A 23,969-nucleotide genomic window follows, 5' to 3' on the forward strand; every position below is an offset into this window, starting at 1 on the left:
GAGCAACCATTGTAGGGATATGCCATAGAATGTTCCTATCAGGAAGAAAGAAGAGAGAAGAAAATTTTTTCATCACTAATTATCCGGACATGATATAACCACCAAATATAGTAGGGGTTAACGACCGTTAACCCCTCTCTACTGTTTTTATAAAAATTTTAATAGATGTACCCAGACAAAAATACAGTAGCATTTAGCACATGACTCTAGCACTCGCAGGGGTCTTGGCTACAACCAGAGCAAGTACCTAAAACCGCTTTAATCAGTGAATTAGAGCTGTTTAAATTCAACAGGTTTGTTTGGGAACGGCGATTAACAGCAGTCTAACTATTAGAAGCATTAGATTCTGAGCGTTGATCCATTATATATTTTCCTTTAATTTTAGAGCTTATTGAGTATACTATAGAACTTTATAATTTGCAATTTCAGTAGTTTTACCCAAATTTATCTAAATATTGGCATTCCCATACGGCGCTCTCCCGTATGGGAATGCCAATCAATAAGAGCGGTTTTACACATAACCTGTTAAAATGTCAAGGTCGAAAAGCAAACAGTAGATGGTTGAAAAAGCGTACAAATTTAGGTTTTACCCAACTCCAGAACAGGAAAATCTGTTGAGGAGAACCTTGGGTTGTGTACGTTTGGTCTATAACAAAGCTTTAGCTGCAAGAGCTCAAGGTTGGTATGACAACAAAGAGCGAGTCAGCTACAAGCAAACTTCTGCTATGCTTACCAACTGGAAAAAACAGGAAGATTTAGATTTTCTCACAGAAGTAAGCAGTGTTCCATTGCAGCAAGGCTTAAGACATTTACAAACAGCTTTTCCTACGGAATGCTACGCAAACACTAACTTTTTTAGTGGGCGGGCTAAATATCCTAACTTCAAGAAAAAGCGCAACGGTGGTAGTGCTGAATTTACAAAGTCTGCATTTAAGTGGGAAAATGGTCAAGTCTATTTAGCCAAATGTGCAGAACCATTACCCATTAGATGGAGCAGGCAACTGCCCCCAAACTGTGTGCCTAGTACAATTACTGTCAAACTTGGCCCCTGTGGTAGATGGTCTGTATCTCTAAGAGTTAATGATACCAGAGATTTGAAGCTTAAGCCAGTCAAAAAACAAATCGGGATTGACTTAGGGATTACCAGTTTAATAACTACCAGTGATGGAGAAAAAGTAGCTAACCCTAAGAATCTGAACAAGCTACACAAAAAACTGAGGTTAGCGCTTAAGTCTCTAGATAGAAAAACCAAGGGAACAAATAACTATCAGAAAGCCAGACTTAAAGTAGCTAGGATACACGCCAAGATTAAAGATTCAAGAGAAGACTACACCCATAAACTGACAACCCAACTAATTAGAGAAAACCAAACGATAGTAGTTGAGGACTTGGCAGTAAAAAACATGGTCAAAAACCACAAATTAGCTAGGGCTATCAGTGATGCTAACTGGGGAGAAATAGTCAGACAGCTAGAATACAAAGCAGAATGGTATGGAAGGGAGTTAATCAAGATTGATAGATATTTTCCGAGTGCCTCTTTCAGAGGAGCTTCGCTAACAAAACGTTGTTCTAACTGTGGTCATGTAGTAGAAAAATTACCTCTAAAGATTAGAGAGTGGGATTGCCACTCCTGTGGTAGTCACCATGATCGGGATATAAATGCAAGTATAAACATTTTGCGGATGGGAACCCGCGTCGGCGATAGACGCAAGGGAACGCCCACCAAGAAGGCTGCTGGGCTAGCAGTGTCAGTCTGCGGAGCGACCGTAAGCTCTGAAGGGAACAAATCCCAGAGGACAGGTGCGATGAGGCAGAAAGCCCCTAACAGCAATGCTAGGGAATCCCGCGCTGTCTCGCGTATAGCAGCGTCGGGAGGATGTCAATTGATAGGATTTACAAGCTCAGTAGTTTTACCCAAATTTATTTGATGATGAAACGGTAATATTGACTGTAATTCCCGGCAAAACACGAGTATGCTTAGAGCGATCGCCAAAATTAAACACCATAACACTATGAGTTAAAAGGTTTTATTTTAAAGTTCAGTAAGTTTCGCAGAAATAGGTGCTTGATATGAAGAGTCTGTGAAATTAGGAATAACCACTTGCAATTTACAATTTGTAGCAAACATTGATCAAATTGGTATTATCTTCATATTTTAGGGTTATGTGGTAAACTCTAGCCCGGGAATATTTGGTGATTTTCCCATTAATGTCAATTGGGAATTGTCAATTACTGATAATACCAGCTCAGGAGTAAAAGAGCGATAATGCTCAGAAAAACCAATGGAAATAATAGCGACTCTATGGTGTTTATTATGTCATGTTAGCTGTGAGCGCCCAATTTGATCGGTTAGTGAAGGAGTATTTCTGGTCTAGTTCCTATGAGGAATAGAACCGCCCTTTGGAATAATTAATGAATTAGCATTTATGACTCAAACCTCATTACCACAAACTCAAGAAAATTTCAATTTAAACCTTATAATTAAAGATGTCAAAGTAGCATTAATTCTCAAATTAGCGGGGCTAACACTGACATACTTAGTACAAGTATTTCTGGCACGATGGATGGGAAAAACTGAGTACGGCATTTATGAGTATGTCATCTCTTGGTCATTGTTAATCGCAATTCCCGCCGGACTAGGTTTGCCTCGCACAGCGTTACGCTTAATTGCTGAATACCAAGTTAAACAAGATTGGGGACGCTTGCGCGGCATCGTCCGTGGTGGCTGGTTGCTGACTGTGTTGACGAGTTTCGGGCTATCTCTAGCAAGTACAGGTCTTATATTGTTGCTGAATCATTATCACACCTTTGCCTACGCGACACCACTTCTGATTGGGATTTGGTTGGTACCGCTACAGGCTTTGGTGCAGTTGCAGTTGGAAACAGCTAGGGGGATGAAAGATGTAACTTTAGCTTACGCACCTTCTGAAGTAATCTGGCCAATATTATTGCTGTTAGGAGGATGGTTTTTTTGGCACAAAAACCACGCCCTTGGCAGCATCACAACAATCGAACTGGCAATGTTGATGCTAGCGATCGCCCTCTCGTTTCAGTTCTGGCAGTTGTGGAGCAAACTGAACAAAGAGGTTGAGGTAACAACCCCTGTTTATTGCTATCGCGAGTGGATAGACATTGCCCTAGTTTTGCTATTACAAGTGGGATTTAAAACTATTTTGAGTCAAACAGATATTGTGATGGTGGGTTCCTTGATTGGACCTGAGCAGGCGGGTATTTACAGTGCGGCAGTAAAGACAGCCATTTGGGTGGCTTTTATTTTGCAGACCATTAATATTGTAGTTGCACCTGTATTTACTGAGCTTTACACCCAAAACGATCAGCAGGGGCTACAAAACCTAGTCTCCAAGGTGACTGTCTGGATTTTCTGGTTTTCTCTCGCCATCGGTTCTATCCTCATTGTCTTCGCTCAGCCTGTGATGGGACTGTTTGGGCCGGAATTCATCGTCGCTCACTGGCAGCTAAAGATTCTGGTTTTAGGACAAATGGTGAATGCTTTATGTGGCTCTGTCGGTTTGTTGATGGTAATGACAGGTCATCAAAATCAAGCTGTTGTTGTTTACGGTTATGCCGCCTTAATCAATATAGTTTTGAATGGGATATTAATTTCCATCTTCGGCTCCATTGGAGCGGCGATCGCAACTGGCTTGACAATGGCAATGTCTAATATTTGGCTCACTGTCCTCGTGTTTAGAAATCTGGGGATTTACTCTTCTGTTTTTTATAGTTTCTTCCAGACGGAAGGCGATCGCCAACAATAATTCCGGATTTAGTATTAGTTGGCCTGCTGCCAGTAAGCATCCACCACAGCAAAGGAATCTCCAAACAATTCTGAGTTGAGTTTTTCTTCTCCGAGAGCTGTTTTCGTTTTGCCATTGACAATACTATCTAGCAGAGAATTTATTTCTGGTGTGAGCTTTTTCTGCTTGTGAAAAATGGCGATTGCATAAGCAACAAAAGGATGAATATCTCCTAGTTTCAAGCTTTCGCTCCCTGCCACAGTCTGCTCTAATTGCTGCCAAGATGGCATAGCCATATTTTCTGGTGCGTAGAGCAGATCAAGGTAAATGGGAATAAGTTTCCAAATATGCTCTCGTGACTGAAGTGGAAAAGCATGGGGTTCTATAGCTTCTCCAAGCACTAACGGCTGGATTTCATTACTATTACGTGCCTTCCTAACTTGAATGCGGTTGCTATCTCTGGGATCGAAAATCTTTTCCTGGGACTGCGCCAGTAAATCCCGACCAAACTCCTTGACATTATCAACTTCAAAACCCAATTGCTCAATTGTCTTAGCAATTGCATATTCTGGATTTTTCCTGAGTTCAATCAAATCCAAAACTGCCAGTTTTTTTGAACTTCCCGTCATTGTTGATCGCAGCACATTCCAATCGTGAATTAGCCTCTGCCATTGCTGGAAGTTATAACTAATGGTTGTTCCCGACCATGCTGGCTTGAGGCTTTGGAGTTTTACCACTTCTGTAACCTGAGCCTTCTCCATTACTAAAGCAGGATTCCCCATCAATAAGCCATTACCCTTAAACATCAAGTCAGCCATATAGGATAACCATGATAGATACTGTAAATGAGGTTCTCGGATTATGAACAGAAACTTTTTAGGAATCTGAATCCATTGGCACCATATTTGCTGATTAAAGAAACAAGAAACTTCTTTCACCAGAATTGTAACGTGGCTTTTCTGCTGGAGCATCTCCTCTATCTTATCGGCAATTAAGCCACAACCTGCTTCGTATATATCAGCATCAAAGAGAAGTTTGTTCTGTCTCAGGAGACCCCCTAACTTGTCGTGCAGACCCACAAAAGGCTGATGGATTACTCCGTCCGCTAGCTGGGCAAAAATAACTTCTGTGATCGTCGATCCGCTTCTAGCTGTTCCATGAATGTAAAGTATCGTCGCCTTCCCTTCACTGACCAACTGTTCTAACCTTGCTTCGCTCATCAAATTTTTCCTGGTATTTCTAGAATAACTTACTTCTAAAAAATGGGGCGTTGCTAAACCAAAGGATGAATCTTTGCAGAAAAAGTTAACCCTATCTTTTACTTTATAAGTTTAAAACTATCAGGACTTACGCAAAGGCACTATTTATAGATCCCAAAGACTATTGGACAATAGTTTTTAGCGCTATATATAGCGTATCTGCGTAAGTCTTAACTATAATTCATTCTTCTATGCAATGCCTCTAAACTTTTGCTCCTGGGAGCAGTAAGGGTTAGTCCCCACACCTCCATACTCATTTATATGCTCTCAAATCTATTAATTTTCACTTCACACCGACAGCAAAGGGGCCAAACCATTTGCGAATCTCCTTACTGGTAGCACCAAAAGGAGGTTTATCTTTTTGCTCCAGAATATGAGCAACCATTGCCGAAGTCCGCGAACAGAGGAATAGTCCCGTTCCATAAGGAGGTCTCATTCCCAGAGACAAAAATACAGCAGCGCTAATGCTATCAATGTTTGGATAAATTCCCCGTTTCTCTTTCAAAAACTCTGCCGTAATATCATAAATTTGAAGAAAGTTCGATCGCATATCTAACTCCGATATAATTGACCGTAAACGAGGGTTTCTTGAATCTACCTTAAACATTGGGTGTCCAAAACCGTGGATCTTCTCCTTTTTAGCTAGGCGATCTTCCAATATCTTGATCGTTACCGCTTCTATATCTCCCGAACATTGTTTGTGAACGGCAGTAAAAAACTCCATTGCTTTTTCGCAAGCTCCCACGTGGGATGGTCCTGCCGCTGTAAAACCTGCTGCGATCGCTTGGTGCACAGGAACTCTCGTACTCGTGGCAACCCTGGGCAACATGACTGAGGGAGCAAGAAACCCCCAACCAGCGTGCAAGCTAACCATAATATCGTTGAATATTTTTCTCTCAGTTGAGTTGCTAAAATTTCTGTTAGTACAAAGCGTAAATATAGATTCAATATAGTCTTTCCCCTCAGTCAAAACTCTTTTCCCATCAATTTTTTGACTGTGAAAAAATTTTTCCTTATTTTCCTTAACCCACTGGATACTTTCGAGAGCAATAGCCATTAAGGAAGGAATTAGACCGACATAATATAGTCCAATTTGACTGTCTCGATCCAATCCTATTGCCTCCAAGTCAACTAGCGCGATCGTCTGTTCAAATGATTTCGTTTTGTCAACCATTAACCCTGCAATAATTGCCTGAGAATAAGTTGCACCCGAAGCGACTACAGTTTTAATCACTTCTATAGCTGTATCCTTCTCTGTTACAGAAGATAGGGCACTGGTAAGATAGCGATCAAGAAGTTGTTCTTGGGATGGAGTTGCCTCTTTGCCCATCAATAAGTGATAAATAGCCCCAGTAAACGTCAAATTACCAATTAGGTCGTTCAGGTTCTTATTCCGAACATACAGTTCCTCTGGATTAAGGGTAGGTCCGTCTATATCTGTACCGTGATATTGATATTCCATGCTACAATAACTCCTTCTAATGTCTAAATAACCTTGGCAGGACTTACGCAGAAACCGGGCTTATCAACGAAATTTCGTGATTTGAACAACAAAAATTAGGGTAATAAACCCGGTTTATTGTGTGAAATAATTTCCTGTAATTACTGTAGTGTCAAAGTTTTAAGCCTATAAAATCTTACTTTTAACTTTTGACTTTTAACTGTCTTGAGTGCGTCTTACATTCTGAGGAAACCTCAGAATTACGCACTCGCTTTTGACTTCCGTAAAACGGTATACATTCTCAGCATTCAGTACGGCTTGTCCCCAGCCAATGTAACACGATGCATGATACGTTTGAACCCTTGATAGTCATTCACCGGATTATGCTGAGTGCAGCGATTATCCCAGAAGGCAAGGGAACCACGCTGCCAGCGAAAGCGGCAGGTGAACTCCGGTCTGACTTGATGCTCGAAGAGATAGTCTAGCAGAGGTCGGCTTTCGGACACCGTCCACCCCTGAAAGTGCTTTGTATGGTTAGTGTTTATGTAAAGCGCCTTCCTCCCAGTTTCTGGGTGCGTGCGCACGACTGGATGGGTGCCGACTATCACCTCCTGCTCAAGACTAGCATTGCTTAGAAAGGCATGAGCTTTTGACGAGGTGTTGATGCCAACAAGTCCTTCCAGGGTCTCCTTAAGACCTTCCGATAGGGTTTCGTAAGCCATATACTGGTTGGCGAAAAGAGTGTCGCCACCGTATGGCGGAATCTCAACAGCGTAGAGGATACTCCCCATCGGTGGACGCTCTAGATAGGTAGTATCGGAATGCCACATACCCCCAAAGTTCGCCCGCTCATGCTCCAACTTCACTACCGGTGTGATCTGCGGACATTTAGGCAATCCCTGAAGCAGCGGGTACTCCATTACCTTACCAAACTTCTGGGCGAAGGCAAGCTGTTGGTGAGGGGTAAGTTCTTGATTAGTGAAAAAGATCGCTAAGTGATCGAGAAAGGCAAGGCGAATCTCCTCAACGACTTCACTTTTGAGGGGTTCTGCCAGATTTACCCCTTGGATTTCTGCCCCTATTGCACCTGCAATCGGATGCACTTTAATGTAGCGATAGTTGCGGTGTACCCCGTTGTCCATTATTTCCCCTTTTGCATAAATTTAGCTTTTTCTGCTGAAGAATAAAAATTAAATAAGACAGGAAATAAGCCTTGTAGAGAAAAACTTGTAGGGAGATTCCATGGAACCTCCCTACATTAATTTTTCACCAAAAGTCTATTTAAAACTTCCAACAAAAATATTAAACGTTAACAGTCGATAACTTCGACTTAAAACTTTGCAAAATACGTTCTGCCATCTGCGAGGGAGTCAAACCTAAATCTGCCTTCGACTCATCAGGTTTAGCATGATCTACCAACTTATCAGGTACACCCAAACGTAACACAGGTGCAAGCACATTATTATCCATCAAAGCTTCCGTAACTGCCGAACCAAAACCACCCATCAAACAGCCTTCCTCCATAGTCACAACCTTTCCGATGCGTTGTGCCAAAGGTAAAATTAATTCTGTATCCAAAGGCTTGACAAAACGAGCATTTACCACTGTAGCTGCAATACCATGTTCGCTGAGAATTTCCGCAGTTTGCATGGACGGATGTACCATCGACCCATAGCCCAATATCAAAACATCATCGCCATTACGGAGAATTTCACCCTTACCAATAGGAATAGCTTCCCAACCCTCTTCCATTAATGGCACCCCATAACCATTACCACGAGGATACCGCATCGCAATAGGACCATCTGTATAGTTAATCCCAGTAACCACCATCCGTTGCAACTCACCCTCATCTTTAGGTGCCATAATTACCATATTGGGGATACAACGTAAATAGGCAATATCATACATTCCCTGGTGAGTAGGGCCATCAGCTCCCACAATTCCAGCGCGGTCTAAACAGAAGAAAACAGGTAACTTTTGAATACAAACATCATGGATAATTTGGTCATAAGCTCGTTGTAAGAAAGTCGAGTAAATACCCGCCACAGGTCGCATCCCTTCACAAGCTAATCCTGCAGCTAGAGTAACAGCGTGTTGTTCGGCAATACCAACATCAATATATTGTTTTGGCAACTTAGCATGAAGTTTATCCAGACAGGTACCAGTTCCCATGGCAGCAGTAATACCGATAATTTTAGGATTATTTTCGGCAAGTTTAACCAGGGTATGGGCAAAAACTTTAGAGTATTTGGGAGGCTTTGGCTTGTTTGCTGGTAAAGCTTTGCCAGTAGCTAGATTAAAGGGATTTTGAGCATGATAGCCGACTTGATCTTCTTCTGCCACCGCATATCCTTTACCCTTAGTTGTAGAAACATGAACTAATACAGGCCCAGGAATTTCGTGAGCTTGCTTGAAAGTTGTAATTAGTTCTTCTAAGTTATGTCCATCAACAGGACCAATATAAGTGAAGCCCAATTCTTCAATAACTGCTCCCACTTTTGATACTGCCAAACGCTTCATCCCTTCTTTGAGCCTTTCCATTTCTGGTGTAAAGGTTTCACCTACAAAGGGAATATGTTTGAATTGTTCTTCTAAATTATCTTTAAGAAACTGGATTGGTGGAGAGAGGCGCATTTTGTTAAGATAGCGAGAAATAGCTCCCACATTAGGAGAGATGGACATCTCATTATCATTGAGCACTACCAGCATATTAGTTTTAGGTAAGTGACCTGCATGGTTAATAGCTTCTAAGGCCATACCACCAGTTAGAGCGCCATCACCGATAATTGCTGCTACCTTAAAATTCTCTCCTTTCATATCTCTAGCTAAGGCCATTCCTAAAGCAGCAGAGATACTTGTAGAAGCATGACCCGCACCGAAATGGTCGAATTTGCTTTCACAACGTTTTAGATAACCTGCCACCCCATCTTTTTGCCGCAAGGTATGGAAATTTTGATATCGACCCGTGATAATTTTGTGGGGATAAGCTTGGTGGCCGACATCCCATAGGACTTTATCCCGATCGAGATCGAGAGTTTGGTAGAGACCTAGGGTGAGTTCTACTACTCCTAATCCCGGACCTAGATGTCCTCCACTTGTAGCAACAGTTTCTAGATGTTTTTCTCTTATTTGTCTAGCAATTTCTTCTAATTGATGAATTGAAAGACCGTGCAACTGGTTAGGATGAGAAATTTCGCTCAGATGCATACTTTAAATTTATTGAGGTTTTGTGTAGATTTACGATGTTTACTGGGCAATATTAACGATTGATTTACCTTGTAATAATCAGCCTTTGTGGGTGGGGCTAATATAATCAGTAAACTCAACAATTTAATCACTATAGCTATTTAGCACCTTCTAAAAATCTAGACAATCCTAGACACGCTCTTCATCGGTGACTAAGAGCGATTTTCTGGCTCACCTGTCCATAAGTTTACTGGCAAAGAAGGTTAATGTTCCGCTCAAACACATTGAGTTTAGGATTCCCTCTAGGGTTTTCATCCTTATGAAAAGTCGAGTGCAAAACACTCCATAATCGTTGCTAAAATCCTCTGGTCCTAGCAGACATAAGTGATAATAACACAAATTAATGGCGTAAAAACATGGACATTTTGTAGATATAAGTCTTGGATAGTCTATGTTTTTAAGCTCTAGCAAGCAACAGTTGCTCCAATGGTTAAGTTATGTTTCAGCCTTTTGCCTCTATTTCTACTTTTGATGAATTGGCATCAATGGCTGAAGTTAATGATGGTACAGGCATATTTTTAATTTCCCAGACTTTCATTAGTATGAGATATTCGTAGAAAGCTTGCAAGGTACACCAAGCTAATCCTGCTTGGCCATCAAGAAATCCTTTCAGGAAAATATACATATATATGAAGCGAATTATTGGCCTAAAGGGCAAGCGTAAGGAAAAATCTTTGAGGGCACGTCTTCTATCTACTTCTGAAGCTCCAAAAAATAGATTTTTCCAAGATACGTTTCCTGTTTCTAGTTGTCTAACTGTTTCTGCTGCTTCATCTGTAGAATAGCGATTGTGCTTTTCTATCCACCGAGAAATTCCTTTGCTGCAGGTGTAGTGGGGATAAGTTTCTTTCAAAAAACTTGTGGGACCGTCACAAACTTCTCTTTCTGTGTGACCATAATCGGTAAACCATACTTTGTCTTTACGAAATAAGCGCATCTGGTATCGGGGATATTGTGTGCTGTAGCGAATCCAAGTCCCCATAAACATGACCCGCTCTGCAACATAATACCCAATATATTCTTTTTGACTGTTTATTACTTCTAGGCATTCGTTGAATAATTCCAGGGTCATTCGTTCGTCTGCTTCTAGGATATAGACCCATTCGTATTTTGTAGGAACTTCCTGTAGCATCCATGTTCGTTGTTTTCCATGGCTTTCAAATTTATGTGGAACTGTTCTTACATTATAAGATTTTGCTATTTCTACAGTCCGATCGCTACTTAAGGAGTCTACTATTATAATGTCATTTGACAACATTGCTGACCCAATACAAGCCGCGATATCTATCTCTTCGTTGTAAGTCAGTATATAAATTGAGAACATTCGGTAAATTTTAGTAACTGCTCTTTGTGATTAAGCTCGTAAATGCGGAAATGAAATTATGATATTCAAAGGTAGGGCATTGATCATTAGGATGAAGTTTATACCTTATCCTTACTGTCAACAATTAACTCTTACCTAATAATTAAGGTTTAAAGCCTTTCCTTTAAAGGATAAAAAATAAAAAAATTTCCCTTTTGCGTCAACCCTCTTCTTTTTAAGGAGAGGTAATTATTAATTGTTAATTATTAATTGTTGAATGCCCTACCTAATTATTTAAAGTTCTTATCTCTAAATACTGTAAATATTGTGAGATATTATTTTGCATTCAATTAACTATCTAGCAGGATTTTGGCGACGTCCTTTACCTTTAATAATTCCCATATTTTTTAAACCTGTCCAACCAATCATAATGTAGCCTACTGCTAAAAGTAAACTGCTAAAACCTGTTCTAACACTTGATTTAAAAGAATTGCTGTTAGCTTGTTCTTCTAATTCTTGCTTGCGAGTACGAATTCTAGTTAAAAGTTGAGTTGGTAATTGTTGTGCCTGACGATTGAGAAATTCATCTATAATTTGAGGATTTTCTTTTGATTGTTCTAACAAGCTTTTCACTTGCTCTGATAATTGTTCATTTTCTAACGCTTCATTCAGCCTAGTTTCATCTCCTAACAAAGTACTAAATTGATTTTTTAATTGACTTTGTCTTTGTTGTATCTGATTTTGAAATTCGCTGGTACTGACACGAGCTTCTAATTGTGTTTCAGCTGTACTTGCTTGCTGATTTATTCGTTCAATGGCCTCTGCCCGAGCTAGACGAGTATTATTTAAATGTAGAGGAAATAGTAACAAATATATTAGTCCTAATAAGCTGGCTAGTAAAAGTCCCCAAAATCTCAAATCTAATATAGAGGATGTGGAGTGATCTTGAAGGCCAGAATTACTGGTTACCCAATAGCCTGTAAATAATAAGGCCATTCCTACCATAGGAATAATTCCTCGATCAACTAACTGTGTCACTAGACCAATTTGCCATGCTCTACTACTTATATTGAAAGGAATTGACAATACTACAAAGTCGAGTAGAGAAGACAAAATCATAATTATCCCTACTATTGTAAGAGTCCTAGCAGCTATTGAGGAATATTGACGAATGTTTGTTGCTTTCATGGCATTTTACTAAGTTATCAAATTATCGTTCACTTGTGGGTATAGCAGGTCTTAAATTCTGAGGATGCACTCTACTACTGATGGTACTGAAGTATATATTGTGTAATAATGGTCTATAAATAGTCCAAATTGCTACCATTCTTTACAAGACCCAATTTTTTTACTTGACTAAGCTTATTTTAACAGTTTTATTTTTGATCTTCAAACCTATCATATTGACTTTTTTATAGTAATGTTCAAATAAATTAGGTAAGATTTCGTATTAAGTTAAATAACAATCTCAAAAAAATTAATTGATTCAGTAATTGTTAAAAACAAGAAATAATGCTAAAAACTACAGTCGGCAAAAAAAATACTAATGAAAATCACAAATATAGTCATTTCAGTTTAGATTGAGACAAGGGTTTCTTGCCTTGAAAGACTTTCAGCAGAAAAAGTGTTTCATTCTTATTTGAAATTACTATATCTACTATATCATTTTAAAAAAAGATATTATTCTAGTATAAATGGGTAAACGAGGAGGATTAAATCAGCAATGAACGATAACATTGAGAACAAGAAACAAATACTAATAGTAGATGATGAAGACAGCTTAAGAAGTCTATTAAAACGACATCTAGAATTACAAGGATATGAGGTCAAAGATACAAATTCTGGTTTAGATGCACTATCAATATTAGAACAATTAAATCCGGATTTAATTGTTTCTGATATAATGATGCCACAAATGGATGGTTTGGAATTTTGTCAACGTTTACGCTCTAGTGATTTAGGTAAATTAGTACCATTTATATTTCTATCGAGTAAAGGAGAGTTAGAAGACAGAATTTTGGGTTTATCTATGGGAGCAGATGACTATATAAATAAGCCTGTTGAAATGCGAGAATTGGTAGCAAAAATTGAGGCTCAATTAGACCGTTCTCGTCGAGTTCATTTGGAAATAAAAAAGCTTATTGAAAAGCATCTAACTCAAACAACAAAATCTCAGGATATCCCCGAACCACTACCTCTAACTCCAGCAGAAGAAAGAGTTTTTTGGGAAGTAGCTCAAGGTTTGACAAATAAACAGATCAGCGATCGCCTATTTATTAGTCCTCGAACTGTACAAACTCATTTGAGTAAAATAATGAGAAAGTTAAGTTTAGAAAATCGCTCCCAGTTGGTTCGTTATGCTTTTGAAAATGGATATCAAGTACCTACTGGACAAAACGTCAATGAAGATCAAACATAAAGATAAATATTAAAGAATGGACTCCCAAAAACTAATTTCTGGTTTGTACAATTTAATTGAACTAGAACAGACAATCAATTTTCAACCAACTGATTGGCGACCTTTAGTATTTACAAATGGATGCTTTGATCTACTTCATGCAGGACATATTCGCTATTTATGGGCAGCTAAATCTTTGGGACGCTCACTAATAGTAGGGTTAAATAGCGATCGATCGGTACAAAAAATTAAGCCACAACAATCGGGATATCCTGTGCGGCCAATTATTCCCCAAGACCAACGGGCAGAAGTTTTAGTCGCTCTAAAACCAGTGGATGGAGTAGTAATGTTTGATGAAACGACTGCTAATCATCTGATAGAACGGCTGAAACCTGATATCTATGTTAAAGGTGGGGACTATTCGGTTGATACATTGCCAGAAGCACCAAAAGTTATGGAATATGGTGGTAAAATTTCTTTAGTTCAAATAGAAGTTTCGACTTCCACTACTGCAATTATTAATCGTATTTTAGATAATAAATAGTTGTAAATTACCAATTAATATGAAATACTAAAATTTTGGCTACAAATACGCACGGCTGTTTCCAGGAGTCAGGTAGGGGAGCCATCAGTAGGGCGACTTACAGGAGGGCAGAGTTAGTAGGAACAACCTACATATCATTTATTAGAGTAAAACTCTGTTTTGAGTCAAATCGACATTTCTGGGTAAAGTTTTTTAACCAGCTAAATTATTCGTAGCATTCTTTTTTATATTTCATATAACTTCAACAGCTGAAATACACAGTAATTTTATGACAGAATCAATGATTAATTCTACAACAAACGCTTCATCTAATATAGCTGAACTGCAGTCTCAATTAGAATCTGGTTCTGAAAAAAAACAGCTACAAGTAATTCCTATTTTGGCACAAACAGGGAATGATGGTTGGCAAATATTAATGGAATTTTTACAAGCACAAAAATCAGATTCACCTAGTATAATTTCAGGAAAAATATACCAAGTTTTACGTCAAATAGATTCATCGAAAGTTGATGAATTTATAAATAAAAACTTTCCTCTAGGAATTGTACCGATAAAATCAGAATCTAATGTTGACTATAGTCATATACAAGTCAAACTAGCTCATCAAGATTTTTTAGAAGCTGATAAATTAACTATGCAAAAATTGTGTGAATTGGCAGGAGAGGCAGCTATACAAAGAAAATGGCTTTATTTTTCCGAAGTAGATAGTATTCCCATTCCAGATTTGCAGACTATTAATACCATGTGGTTAGTTTATTCAGAAGGTAAATTTGGGTATTCTGTACAGAGAGAAATGTGGTTAAGTGTAGGTAAAAATTGGGATAAGTTGTTACCAAAAATCGGCTGGAAAAATGGGAATAGTTGGACGAGATATCCAAATGAATTTACTTGGGATTTGAGTGCGCCAAAAGGCCATCTGCCTCTATCCAATTTACTGCGTGGGGTGCGAATGTTTGCCTCTATATTATCTCATCCCGCTTGGTCTTAATCAGAATGGCGATCGCCTTTAATTAGGGTTTGCTGAAAAAGTCTTTTTCAGGAGTGGGAGAGTGAAGGAGTAGAGAGTAGCTAGGAGGAACGGAGAATAGCATTTAATTAGGAGGTAGTTGGAACAATTGTTAGAGTTATTTTTCTGCAATTATTATGCCTTTTATGCTAACTTTTTGAGGGTTTTGGACTGAAAACCTGGTACTTTTTTCCTCAGCATTTCCTGCGGAATGCTGCGCAAACAGCTATTAGCGGTCAGCTCTTCCTGCGGAATGCTACACAAACAGCTTTTTAATGAATGAAGTAAAAATTCGTTTAACTTATACTACATTTTTCACCCATAAATAAATTGAAACACAAGAAAGACTTGTTTTGAGTTTTTAACCTATACAATTCAAGCTAATGAAGCTGATAGCTGAGGGTTGAATGCTTACCTTATTTTCTACCCAAAAAAGGCTTTAGTCAATCTCAGTTAATGGTTTGATATTTAATCGGTAAGCCATAATTAAATAGGGTGCATCTTAAATATTTGCAAAAATACTTTTTTCCTATATATTCCCTATTCCCTGTTCCCTGTTCCCTGTTCCCTGTTCCCTGTTGCCTGTTGCCTAAAAGCAATATTCAAAATTTATATGCACCCATTAAAGATGCTTGAAAAATGAGAGAATTTCAAATTCGCTTAATTCAAAACCAACAAGAAAAAGATGCAATGTATTATCAACGTTGGTTAGTATTAAGAGCACCAATAAATATGGAGATAGGAACAGAAAAAGATGAATATGAAGATAGTGCTTTACATATTATTGCTATTTGCGAACAACAAATTATTGGGTCAGCTAGACTCCGGGAAATATCTCAGGAATTAGGAAGTATTGCATATCTTTCTGTTTTGCCTGAATTTCAATCTCAGGGAGTAGGAACAGCTTTAATCAAAAAAATCATTGAAATTGCTAAGGAAAAACAACTACTCTCTTTGAGAGTAATGACTCGTCTCAGTGCTTCTAAGTTCTATAAAAGAATAGGTTTTATTGAAACTGGTGAGCCATTTCAATTTTTAGGCATACCCCATCAATTTATGTACTTTAACTTGCTTTTTTCTGAGGATAATTTACAAGCACTTTCTCAGTAATTTTCCGTTCAATTGTAAAATTAATATGGCTAACATAATACTTTATAAATTCATAACTATTAGTAGCATCGCAGGAACCTTTAAGTTGAATAGTTTTACTTTCATCTTTGACTAACCTACCTTCACAAGTGTATCTAGAACCATCTGGTTTAACTACAGCTAATTGAGTTTGAATTAACGTTCTATCAGAATTTATATCAATATCTAAAAAATTAATCTTATACTCAAACCATTCCCAACCATGGTGGAACATAAGTTCCCTTTCCAACGCCTGAATACAAGTTGGTAAAATGCCCCAACCTCGATACACACCACCTAATGATTTAATATTGCCCGTTCGTAGCAAAATAGACTTAAAAGATTCCCGATCTAGTAAGCCATAATATCTACCATCAGGAAAATCAATCATAGTCGGTGCAAATCTATGGCCACCAAAGTGACTTGCTTTCCAAATCCTAGTATTTTTTATACCCAATTCAGAAATAGTTTTTTTAGCTTGCATATAAAACGGATTACCATATTTAGCACAGCACTTGTCATGGCTACCGTGAGTACAAACTAACATATCCCTAACTTGATTTTCTTGAATATTAATATCTAAATTATCCCCTGCTAAATATTTTTGAATAACAGGAGCTATTTTTTCAGGATGATCTACATCAAATTCATATTTTTTATAACCACTTACAAATAAACTTTGCTCTTTTTCATAGATTAAAATTTTTCTATTATTTTGTCTTTTATTTTGATTTTGAGTAATTAGTAAAAATCTGACTGAAAGTTGAGATTTATTGACTTCTCTCATCAAAATCTCTAAGTTTTCCGGTAGATAACGAGACTCGCAAGCATTATAATCCCAAGGGTAAGGGCACTCTATCAACACATATACTGAATAATTTGTACCACTTCCAATAATATCTTCATTTGCTTGTCGGCAAGCATCAGCGCAAAAAAATGTACTCATGTTTAAACTCCAGGTTCTACAAAAATAACTCTTTCATTAACTAACTTCGATAACATTGGCATAATATCTATTTCCCAATCATAATCTGGGAGTAAATTTATGACGTCTTTTCCAGTAAATGTTTCTCGACTAAATAAATTTTCAATAAACTTTTCTGGCACTCCTTTAATAGATACTTCTTTACCAGAAACTATGATTTTATATTCATCTTCTTCCTCAGCTATTTGAGAAATTTGTAAACGTTGAAATTGAGGTATTTTAAACTTAGTTTGTCAGCATTCAGCTATTAGCATTCAGCTTTTGAACATATTCAAGTAAGAACTGAGGTTAGGTTATAGTCAATTTCATTTATGAATTTTAATTCTCCTTGGTGGATAATTCCCCTCTAGTATGATAGTGAGTTAATAACAAATAGCTGATAGCTGATGGCTAATTGCTGAATGCTTACCTTAGTTTTCATGGCATTATCAAATATATGTATTCATGTTTAAACTCCTGGTGCTACAAAAATAACTTTTTCATTAACTAACTTCGATAACATTGGCATAATATCTATTTCCCAATCATAATCTTGGAGTAGATTTATGACGTCTTTTCCAGTAAATGTTTCTCGACTAAATAAATTTTCAATAAACTTTTCTGGCACTCCTTTAATAGATACTTCTTTACCAGAAACTATGATTTTATATTCATCTTCTTCCTCAGCTATTTGAGAAATTTGTAAACGTTGAAATTGAGGTATTTTAAACTTAGTTTCAATACCATTAGCAAATATATTGAATCCAGCTTGATATGGCAAAGCATATTGATAGATAGGTTTTCCTAAACTATCTAGATAGCTATAATATTCTTCGCTAATATTATGGTTATTTATATACTGTTCTAAGTCTTTAATTAATCTTTCTATACTTAGATTAAAAGAATTATTATCTACTCTTAAAGGTAGACTTTCTCTCCACTGTTCTCTGTGTTGTAATTTACAGATTAACCATTCCAATAGATCGATACCTGTTTTACTGTGAATACCTAAAGTTAGATGAATAGATGGTTCCTCTTTTGTAACTGCGTAATGCCAATGTCCGCGAGGTATATAAAGTACATCTCCTGGATGCAAAATACAACTTAAATAAGCTTCTTCTTCTGGTGGTTCAAGAGAGGATGATTTTTGGTTTGGCAATGGGTATTTTAAAGTGTCTATATAGACATACCATTGTTTGCTTCCTTCTACTTGCAAAATAAAAACATCGTGAGTATCGTAATGGCGAGAAAAACCTTGTTTACTAGACCAGGAACAGTAAGCATTGACCTGAGTAGGATATCCTAATTCATAACTAAGTTTTGAGGCCAACATTGAAACCTCTGGAATCCTTTGATGAATTTGGTCTATGATTAAGGTCCCACCTTTCTGACACCACTGGGTAAGATTTTTATTTTCTTTGGCCTCCAGAACTTTTCCATCAAATGCCACGCGCACATCGGGATATTTTATTTGATGAAAGTTCAATAGATGGTTGAGTTTGTCCCATGAAAATAGGTCTGTAAAATCTTTCTGTCCTTTACTGGAGATGGCGATCGCTTTTTTAGTCCAGTTGTTTTCCAGAAACTCTTCCTGGGGTAATGGCTGTATTAAGTATTTTAAGCGCGACATAATCGAGAATTTTTCCTATTTATTTTTTCAAATAATCATAAGATGGATTTTTCCAGAATTCTTAACTTTCTTAAGTGGGTACACAAGACTAATTGCAATTCGGGCAATACTAAAGCCCTTATTATATAGGCATTACAGAGAATATAGTTATGCAATTAATTATGTTTAGCTACTTATATTATAAAGCCACCTAAAATTGATTTTTTATTTTTTGATAGATAGATATAGATAAGGTAAGTATTATGGCTGTATTAAATATTTTAGGCAAGACATAATTGAGAAATTTATCCTATTTATTTTTTCAAATAATCACCATAATGGTTTTTTTCTAGAGTTCTTAACTTTCTTATATTAAAAGCTCCCTAAAATTGGTTTTGTATTATTTGATATGTCGATAAACCTGGAATACTTTGTCATTCTCAGACCTAACCAATAACCTTTTTTACTTGGCACCTTTAGGACTGAGAGTATGTCAATTTAGTATAGTCATTTCAAATCAAAATAAAACACTTTTTCTTCTGATACCCTTCTGTGGCAAGAAACCCTTGTCCGAATCTAAACTGAAATAACTATAAATGCTTCTTGGACTGTATAAAGAGATCAAAAAATATAATCAATGTAATTTTGAAAAAAATATTCTCAATCTTTTTATTAAGAAGGGGTAAAGCTTTTACCATCAGATATGTTTTATTGTCACCACTTGATATCTAAATTTCTAGTTTACAGGAGAATAAATGGTAAATCTTAACTGCTCAACTAAACTTACTCAAACTTAATCAAAGGTCTCAAAGTCTAGTCATTTGTAGTGGATCGACCACTACAGGGTTAAACGGCAAACCCTTTATTCCTTGGTCAAAGACATCAGGAATTACTTTTTTAATTATATTAAATGCCTCATTTATCTCAGCATTTAATAATTTATTTTCCCTGGTTTTATACAACCCTCTTGTTACTCTTTTTCCACGAAATTAACGGCTCAATTGATAGACAACTGAGCAAACTTACTCATTTTAGTTTTATAGCTATAGTTATGAGTAAGTTTGATGAATTTTAGAGAAGTTTTCGCTTTCTGTATTTACCCCCCTAAATATTCAAAACAAAAATTAAAAGACTTGAATACTTAACTATTAATGATGACGGTCACCGCCATCTGCGTCAAAGTTACGATCGCCACCATCTGCATCAAAATTACGGTCGCCACCATCTGCATCAAAATTTAATCCTGATGCCAAGTTTTTTCCCTGTAACACAGGTATGTCTGTGACTTCTATTTGAATTTTACTAGGCCGAGCTTGCTGAACATTAAAACTCTGTGACATACTTTATCTCTCCAAATTTAGCTATAATTTGTTCTCAATAACTCCCTATGAACTGGAGTTGAAAATCAGTATATATTAAACTCCTTGGTTTCTGCAATAGTTGAGAAAAACTTTTAATTATTTTGAAGCAACTCCTGGAGCTTGAAAATTCGTTGAAAGAGCTGAAAAGTTTTATCTATATCAGCTCAAGCTTTTGAGTTGAAACCTTTATCTGCTTAATGATGGCAGAAAATTAACAATACCTGGAAAAGAAATAATTATAACTAATACCAATAACTGAAGTAAGATAAATTGAATAGCACCTCGATAAATCTCACCAGTAGTAACCTCTGGAGGTGCGACACCCCTTAGGTAAAATAGTGCAAATCCAAAGGGAGGCGTTAAAAAAGATGCTTGAAGATTAGCCCCCAATATTACACCGTACCAAACCAAATCAATTCCAAGTTGTTGAGCAACAGGTACAAATAAAGGTACAACAATAAAAGCAATCTCAAAAAAGTCGATAAAAAAACCAAGCAAAAAAACAATTGTCATACTGACAAATAAAAAACCTGTCGTTCCCCCAGGAAGATTAGAAAGTAAATCAAACATAAAGCGATCGCCTTCAACCCCCCGGAAAACCAAACTAAAAGCAGTTGACCCAAGAAGTATAAACATCACCATCGTAGTTGTCTTGAGAGTCACATCACATACATTTCTCAAAGAAGTCCAACTAAATCGACCATTGGCCAGAGCCAGAGAGATCGCCCCCACACACCCTACTGCTCCAGCTTCAGTCGGCGTAGCAATACCGAAAAATATACTACCCAAAACCAGTAAAATTAATAATAATGGTGGAATCATTACTGTTAGCACCCTAATACCCAGAGCTTTACCTCCTAGACTGCGCACCTCTGAGGGTAAAGCAGGAGCAAGGTCTGGTCTAATAAAAGCAACAATTAGAACATGAAGAGCAAATGTTCCTGCCATTAGTAGGCCAGGCAAAATAGAGCCAATAAAAAGATCCCCAACAGAAATTCCTAGTTGGTCTGCCAATACTACCAAAACTACACTAGGAGGTATAATCTGTCCCAAAGTTCCCGATGCAACAATAACACCCGTAGCCAACTCTTTATTATATCCATACCGCAACATGATAGGTAAAGAAATTAACCCCATTGCCACCACTGTAGCAGCAACCACACCAGTCGTAGCAGCTAAAAGAGCGCCCACAAGAACAACAGCTAGAGCTAAACCACCCCTGACTCTGCCAAATAATATCCCCATTGTTTCCAGGAGTTGTTCTGCAATACCGGACTTTTCCAACATTGCTCCCATAAATATAAAGTAGGGTATAGCCAGCAAAGTATAATTGGCCATAATCCCAAAAATTCTTTGGGGCATTGCAGTCAGAAATATGGGGTCAAAAACATCTAAAGCAATACCTATTAATCCAAAAATTATGGCGACACCACCCAGAGAAAAAGCTACAGGGTAACCAAGGGAAAGTAGCACCAGTGCTCCTGCAAACATTAATGGACCTAGCCATTCATATTCAAGACTCAGATTCATAAGACTCCTTACCGTCTGTTAATTGACCTGTAAAGACTGCAAAATTTTTAATTGTTTCAGAAATTCCTTGGAGAAACAACAATACAAAGCTAACTATAATCATTGTCTTAATTGGGTAACGAGGTAACCCACCAGGATCGGGAGAAGTTTCAAGAATAGCCCATGAATTTAAAACAGCTCCCCAAGAAACAAAAATAACAATGAGACTGAAGGGAATTAAAAATAATATCGTACCAATCAAGTTAACTAGAGCTTTTCTTTTGGGACTCCATCGAGCATAAAAAATATCTACACGAACGTGTTGATTATGTTTGACACAATAAGCTCCACCAAGAAGAAAAACCAGATCAAAAATATACCACTGAACTTCAATGAAAGCGTTGGAAGTTAAGTTTTGACCAATGCTCCTACCTAAATAGCGTCCAATGACATTCCAAACACCAACTAAGACCATCAGTAAGACTAACCAATAAGTGAAACGTCCAATTAATTCATTCAAACCATCAATCATCCGAGATACAAGTAGGAGTATTTTCAATACAAGTCCTCCCATAGCATTAAACTTAAGTCTGTTTTGGACATTTGATTTTGCCCCGAAACTATAACTATATCTATAACTATATATTGTCAAAATACCGCTTGTATAAATCTGTACATATCTACCAATAAATAGACACAACTAGACATATACATTAGTAATCTTAGTCCATAGGTCTAAAACGGAGCGGGATAAAAGGCAATCCCTCTATTCCCTCAAAAGCATTGGGAATTACAATTCTTGCTATATTCATACTTCCATTAGTGTCTGCATTGATTAATTTACCACTGACAGTTTTGTATGAACCTCTCGTCGTGCGTCTACCGCTAAAACTATATTTAGATTTAGAGTTTGGTGTATATCTTGGTAACTCATCACCATCTCAAGCACTTGCTTTACTGGTATAACTTTCTTCGGTGATTAATACTTTAATTCCTGCTAAGTACCCTTTATATACCAACATCTCAATTAATCGACTATGAGGTATTTTGGTGAATTGCTGATTATTGCGTTTGCCTATAAGTATGTTTTGTTTCATACCTTGATTATTGCCAATAACTACAGTAGAAACTTCATTTTTTACACACCAATTAATCACTCTACGACTAGCTGTATGTAGGTAATTATTTACTCGGTTATCCCGCCTGAAATTAAGTTCTTTTATTTGTCGCCAAGCTTCTAGTGATTGAGCTTTAGCTAGTTTCTTATTGAAATATTGATTGATACTTTTTAAAGGTCTACCATTAACCAACAGAGGTTTTACACCGGGTTGATTTGAAGTTATAGCCATTAAATTAGTTAATCCTAAATCAATACCTGCAACGCAATTAGATTGTTTTTGTTCTACATCACAAACAGTGTAAACAACTTCTATGACATAGCAATTTAGCTTAGGTAAAATACGAACTTGGTTAATATTAGTAACAAAAGTAGGAAATTCAATAAAAGAATTGAGAAAGTTTAATTATTCCTTTGTTTAAAGCAGGTTTAGACAAGGCATCTGATGGATAAATTACAACATTTCTACCAAGTTCTTGATGCTTATACTTAGGAATCTTTGGTTGGCCTAAATATTTATCAGGGTATTTTGACCGATCTTTATAATGCAGCTAACCAACCTTTCCAAGATTCTGAAACTCTTCTAACTATATTGTTTACTTATCCTTTGTCGGTAAATACCTGTAAGCTTCTAAATTTTTGGTTTGGTGGTAGATATCTACCGAATTGTAGTATTTACCAGTTCCAAAAAAGTGATGCCGTTGTAAATAGGTAGCAGCATTGTAGAGATGTTTCGACTGTCAAGCTAGGTAATCGCATTCTTTCCAATGCTGATGTTGTTTGCTAATTATGTGTTTTTCTACTAATTGCATTGTTCGACCTTCAATATAATACTCATATTATATATGATTTATTTTTCAAATGTAACCATGGCCAGGAAAAAGATTTACAACGAAGAGAAACGTAGATTTACTATGACTTTGACTGAGACAGCTATACAGTGGTTGGAGAAAAAACAAATGGAACTAGGTGCAAATAGCTTAAGCGATGTAATTGAACGTATGGCCAGAGAAAAACTAGACCAAAGGTGAGATATGTCTAGTGATGGGTGGATTTTAGTTGACTGTTTCTCACCCTGTAAAGCATACGGCCTTCAAAATTTACTCTCGATCTAAATAAAACAGAACAGGGACATCCTCATCCTAAAAATTAGATGATTTTCATTCTGATTAATTTTTTTTGACATTTTTTTTTAACGCCAAAAACCTCTCCAGACATGAGATGTAAGGATTATATTTCTACTAAAAATCAAAAAGTTTGCTCAAAGGGGTTGACATGCAAAGGTAGAGTTGCTAGATTAGTAAATGCGCAGGGAGAGAGGCAAAC

22 protein-coding genes are annotated in these 23,969 nt (G+C 37.2%); 8 read left to right on the forward strand and 14 right to left on the reverse strand.

All coding sequences use genetic code 11. The annotated features are described in order from the left end of the window. The first annotated feature begins 557 nt into the window (after nt 1-557). Complete coding sequence (locus F6K18_RS30200; RefSeq protein WP_287526428.1) at nt 558-1,928, forward strand: RNA-guided endonuclease TnpB family protein; 1,371 nt, start codon at nt 558-560, stop codon at nt 1,926-1,928. Nucleotides 1,929-2,426: 498 nt separating this feature from the next. Further along, the gene (locus F6K18_RS30205) at nt 2,427-3,776 is read left to right on the forward strand and encodes a flippase (protein WP_287526430.1); all 1,350 of its coding nucleotides are present in this window, start codon (nt 2,427-2,429) and stop codon (nt 3,774-3,776) included. A 14-nt stretch (nt 3,777-3,790) separates the two neighbouring features. On the opposite strand, the gene F6K18_RS30210 is transcribed toward F6K18_RS30205, so the two are convergent. The 6 genes from F6K18_RS30210 to F6K18_RS30235 all read right to left on the reverse strand — a co-directional run bounded on the left by F6K18_RS30210 (nt 3,791) and on the right by F6K18_RS30235 (nt 12,195). Next, nucleotides 3,791-4,975, reverse strand: a complete 1,185-nt coding sequence (locus tag F6K18_RS30210) for a hypothetical protein (protein ID WP_287526432.1) — start codon at nt 4,973-4,975, stop codon at nt 3,791-3,793. Between the two features lie 322 nt (nt 4,976-5,297). Then, entirely contained in the window at nt 5,298-6,476 is a 1,179-nt protein-coding gene (locus F6K18_RS30215) for a citrate/2-methylcitrate synthase (RefSeq protein ID WP_287526433.1), read from the reverse strand. 287 nt (nt 6,477-6,763) lie between these two features. Then, a complete protein-coding gene (locus F6K18_RS30220) occupies nt 6,764-7,597 on the reverse strand; it encodes a TauD/TfdA family dioxygenase (protein ID WP_287526434.1) in 834 nt (277 codons plus the stop codon). A 160-nt stretch (nt 7,598-7,757) separates the two neighbouring features. Further along, a complete protein-coding gene (gene dxs / locus F6K18_RS30225; RefSeq protein ID WP_287526435.1) occupies nt 7,758-9,665 on the reverse strand; it encodes a 1-deoxy-D-xylulose-5-phosphate synthase in 1,908 nt (635 codons plus the stop codon). A gap of 481 nt (nt 9,666-10,146) precedes the next feature. Next, on the reverse strand, nt 10,147-11,028 hold the full coding sequence (locus F6K18_RS30230) for a glycosyltransferase family 2 protein (RefSeq protein WP_287526436.1): 882 nt from the start codon (nt 11,026-11,028) through the stop codon (nt 10,147-10,149). A 333-nt stretch (nt 11,029-11,361) separates the two neighbouring features. Continuing rightward, entirely contained in the window at nt 11,362-12,195 is an 834-nt protein-coding gene (locus F6K18_RS30235; protein WP_287279454.1) for an HpsJ family protein, read from the reverse strand. A gap of 535 nt (nt 12,196-12,730) precedes the next feature. On the opposite strand from F6K18_RS30235, the gene F6K18_RS30240 reads away from it, so the two are divergent. From F6K18_RS30240 to F6K18_RS30255, 4 genes are all read left to right on the forward strand, one after another. Next, nucleotides 12,731-13,426 carry a response regulator transcription factor gene (locus F6K18_RS30240; protein ID WP_287526437.1) on the forward strand — a complete coding sequence of 232 codons (696 nt, stop codon included), beginning with the start codon at nt 12,731-12,733 and terminating at the stop codon, nt 13,424-13,426. Between the two features lie 16 nt (nt 13,427-13,442). Continuing rightward, nucleotides 13,443-13,949, forward strand: coding sequence for a D-glycero-beta-D-manno-heptose 1-phosphate adenylyltransferase (gene rfaE2, locus F6K18_RS30245; protein ID WP_287526438.1), 507 nt, complete (start codon nt 13,443-13,445; stop codon nt 13,947-13,949). A gap of 268 nt (nt 13,950-14,217) precedes the next feature. Continuing rightward, on the forward strand, nt 14,218-14,937 hold the full coding sequence (locus F6K18_RS30250; protein WP_287526439.1) for a GUN4 domain-containing protein: 720 nt from the start codon (nt 14,218-14,220) through the stop codon (nt 14,935-14,937). Between the two features lie 657 nt (nt 14,938-15,594). Next, nucleotides 15,595-16,065, forward strand: coding sequence for a GNAT family N-acetyltransferase (locus F6K18_RS30255; protein ID WP_287526440.1), 471 nt, complete (start codon nt 15,595-15,597; stop codon nt 16,063-16,065). Here the strand turns inward: F6K18_RS30255 and F6K18_RS30260 are convergent. The 7 genes from F6K18_RS30260 to F6K18_RS30290 all read right to left on the reverse strand — a co-directional run bounded on the left by F6K18_RS30260 (nt 16,019) and on the right by F6K18_RS30290 (nt 22,100). Further along, on the reverse strand, nt 16,019-17,029 hold the full coding sequence (locus F6K18_RS30260) for a sucrase ferredoxin (protein ID WP_287526441.1): 1,011 nt from the start codon (nt 17,027-17,029) through the stop codon (nt 16,019-16,021). The two genes, F6K18_RS30255 and F6K18_RS30260, sit on opposite strands and share 47 nt — an antisense overlap. 2 nt (nt 17,030-17,031) lie before the next feature. After that, nucleotides 17,032-17,190 carry a hypothetical protein gene (locus tag F6K18_RS30265; RefSeq protein WP_287526442.1) on the reverse strand — a complete coding sequence of 53 codons (159 nt, stop codon included), beginning with the start codon at nt 17,188-17,190 and terminating at the stop codon, nt 17,032-17,034. Between the two features lie 326 nt (nt 17,191-17,516). Beyond that, nucleotides 17,517-18,677 (reverse strand): cupin domain-containing protein, encoded by a 1,161-nt coding sequence (locus tag F6K18_RS30270; protein ID WP_287526443.1) that lies wholly within the window; start codon nt 18,675-18,677, stop codon nt 17,517-17,519. Nucleotides 18,678-19,462: 785 nt separating this feature from the next. Next, nucleotides 19,463-19,618, reverse strand: coding sequence for a hypothetical protein (locus F6K18_RS30275; protein ID WP_287526444.1), 156 nt, complete (start codon nt 19,616-19,618; stop codon nt 19,463-19,465). 186 nt (nt 19,619-19,804) lie between these two features. Further along, nucleotides 19,805-19,996 carry a hypothetical protein gene (locus tag F6K18_RS30280; RefSeq protein ID WP_124147528.1) on the reverse strand — a complete coding sequence of 64 codons (192 nt, stop codon included), beginning with the start codon at nt 19,994-19,996 and terminating at the stop codon, nt 19,805-19,807. A gap of 207 nt (nt 19,997-20,203) precedes the next feature. Next, nucleotides 20,204-21,547, reverse strand: a complete 1,344-nt coding sequence (locus tag F6K18_RS30285) for a TRAP transporter large permease subunit (protein ID WP_287526445.1) — start codon at nt 21,545-21,547, stop codon at nt 20,204-20,206. Then, nucleotides 21,531-22,100, reverse strand: a complete 570-nt coding sequence (locus tag F6K18_RS30290; protein ID WP_375341368.1) for a TRAP transporter small permease subunit — start codon at nt 22,098-22,100, stop codon at nt 21,531-21,533. Before F6K18_RS30290 ends, F6K18_RS30285 begins: the two co-directional genes overlap by 17 nt. 209 nt (nt 22,101-22,309) lie before the next feature. Here F6K18_RS30290 and F6K18_RS30295 point away from each other — a divergent pair, with 209 nt between their 5' ends. Further along, the gene (locus F6K18_RS30295; protein ID WP_287526446.1) at nt 22,310-22,492 is read left to right on the forward strand and encodes a hypothetical protein; all 183 of its coding nucleotides are present in this window, start codon (nt 22,310-22,312) and stop codon (nt 22,490-22,492) included. On the opposite strand, the gene F6K18_RS30300 is transcribed toward F6K18_RS30295, so the two are convergent. After that, complete coding sequence (locus F6K18_RS30300) at nt 22,468-23,028, reverse strand: transposase (RefSeq protein ID WP_353735220.1); 561 nt, start codon at nt 23,026-23,028, stop codon at nt 22,468-22,470. The two genes, F6K18_RS30295 and F6K18_RS30300, sit on opposite strands and share 25 nt — an antisense overlap. A gap of 484 nt (nt 23,029-23,512) precedes the next feature. On the opposite strand from F6K18_RS30300, the gene F6K18_RS30305 reads away from it, so the two are divergent. Next, on the forward strand, nt 23,513-23,674 hold the full coding sequence (locus tag F6K18_RS30305; protein WP_287526447.1) for a hypothetical protein: 162 nt from the start codon (nt 23,513-23,515) through the stop codon (nt 23,672-23,674). Nucleotides 23,675-23,969: the final 295 nt, after the last annotated feature.

This window comes from Okeania sp. SIO2C2 (assembly GCF_010692625.1).
GTDB lineage: Bacteria > Cyanobacteriota > Cyanobacteriia > Cyanobacteriales > Microcoleaceae > Okeania > Okeania hirsuta.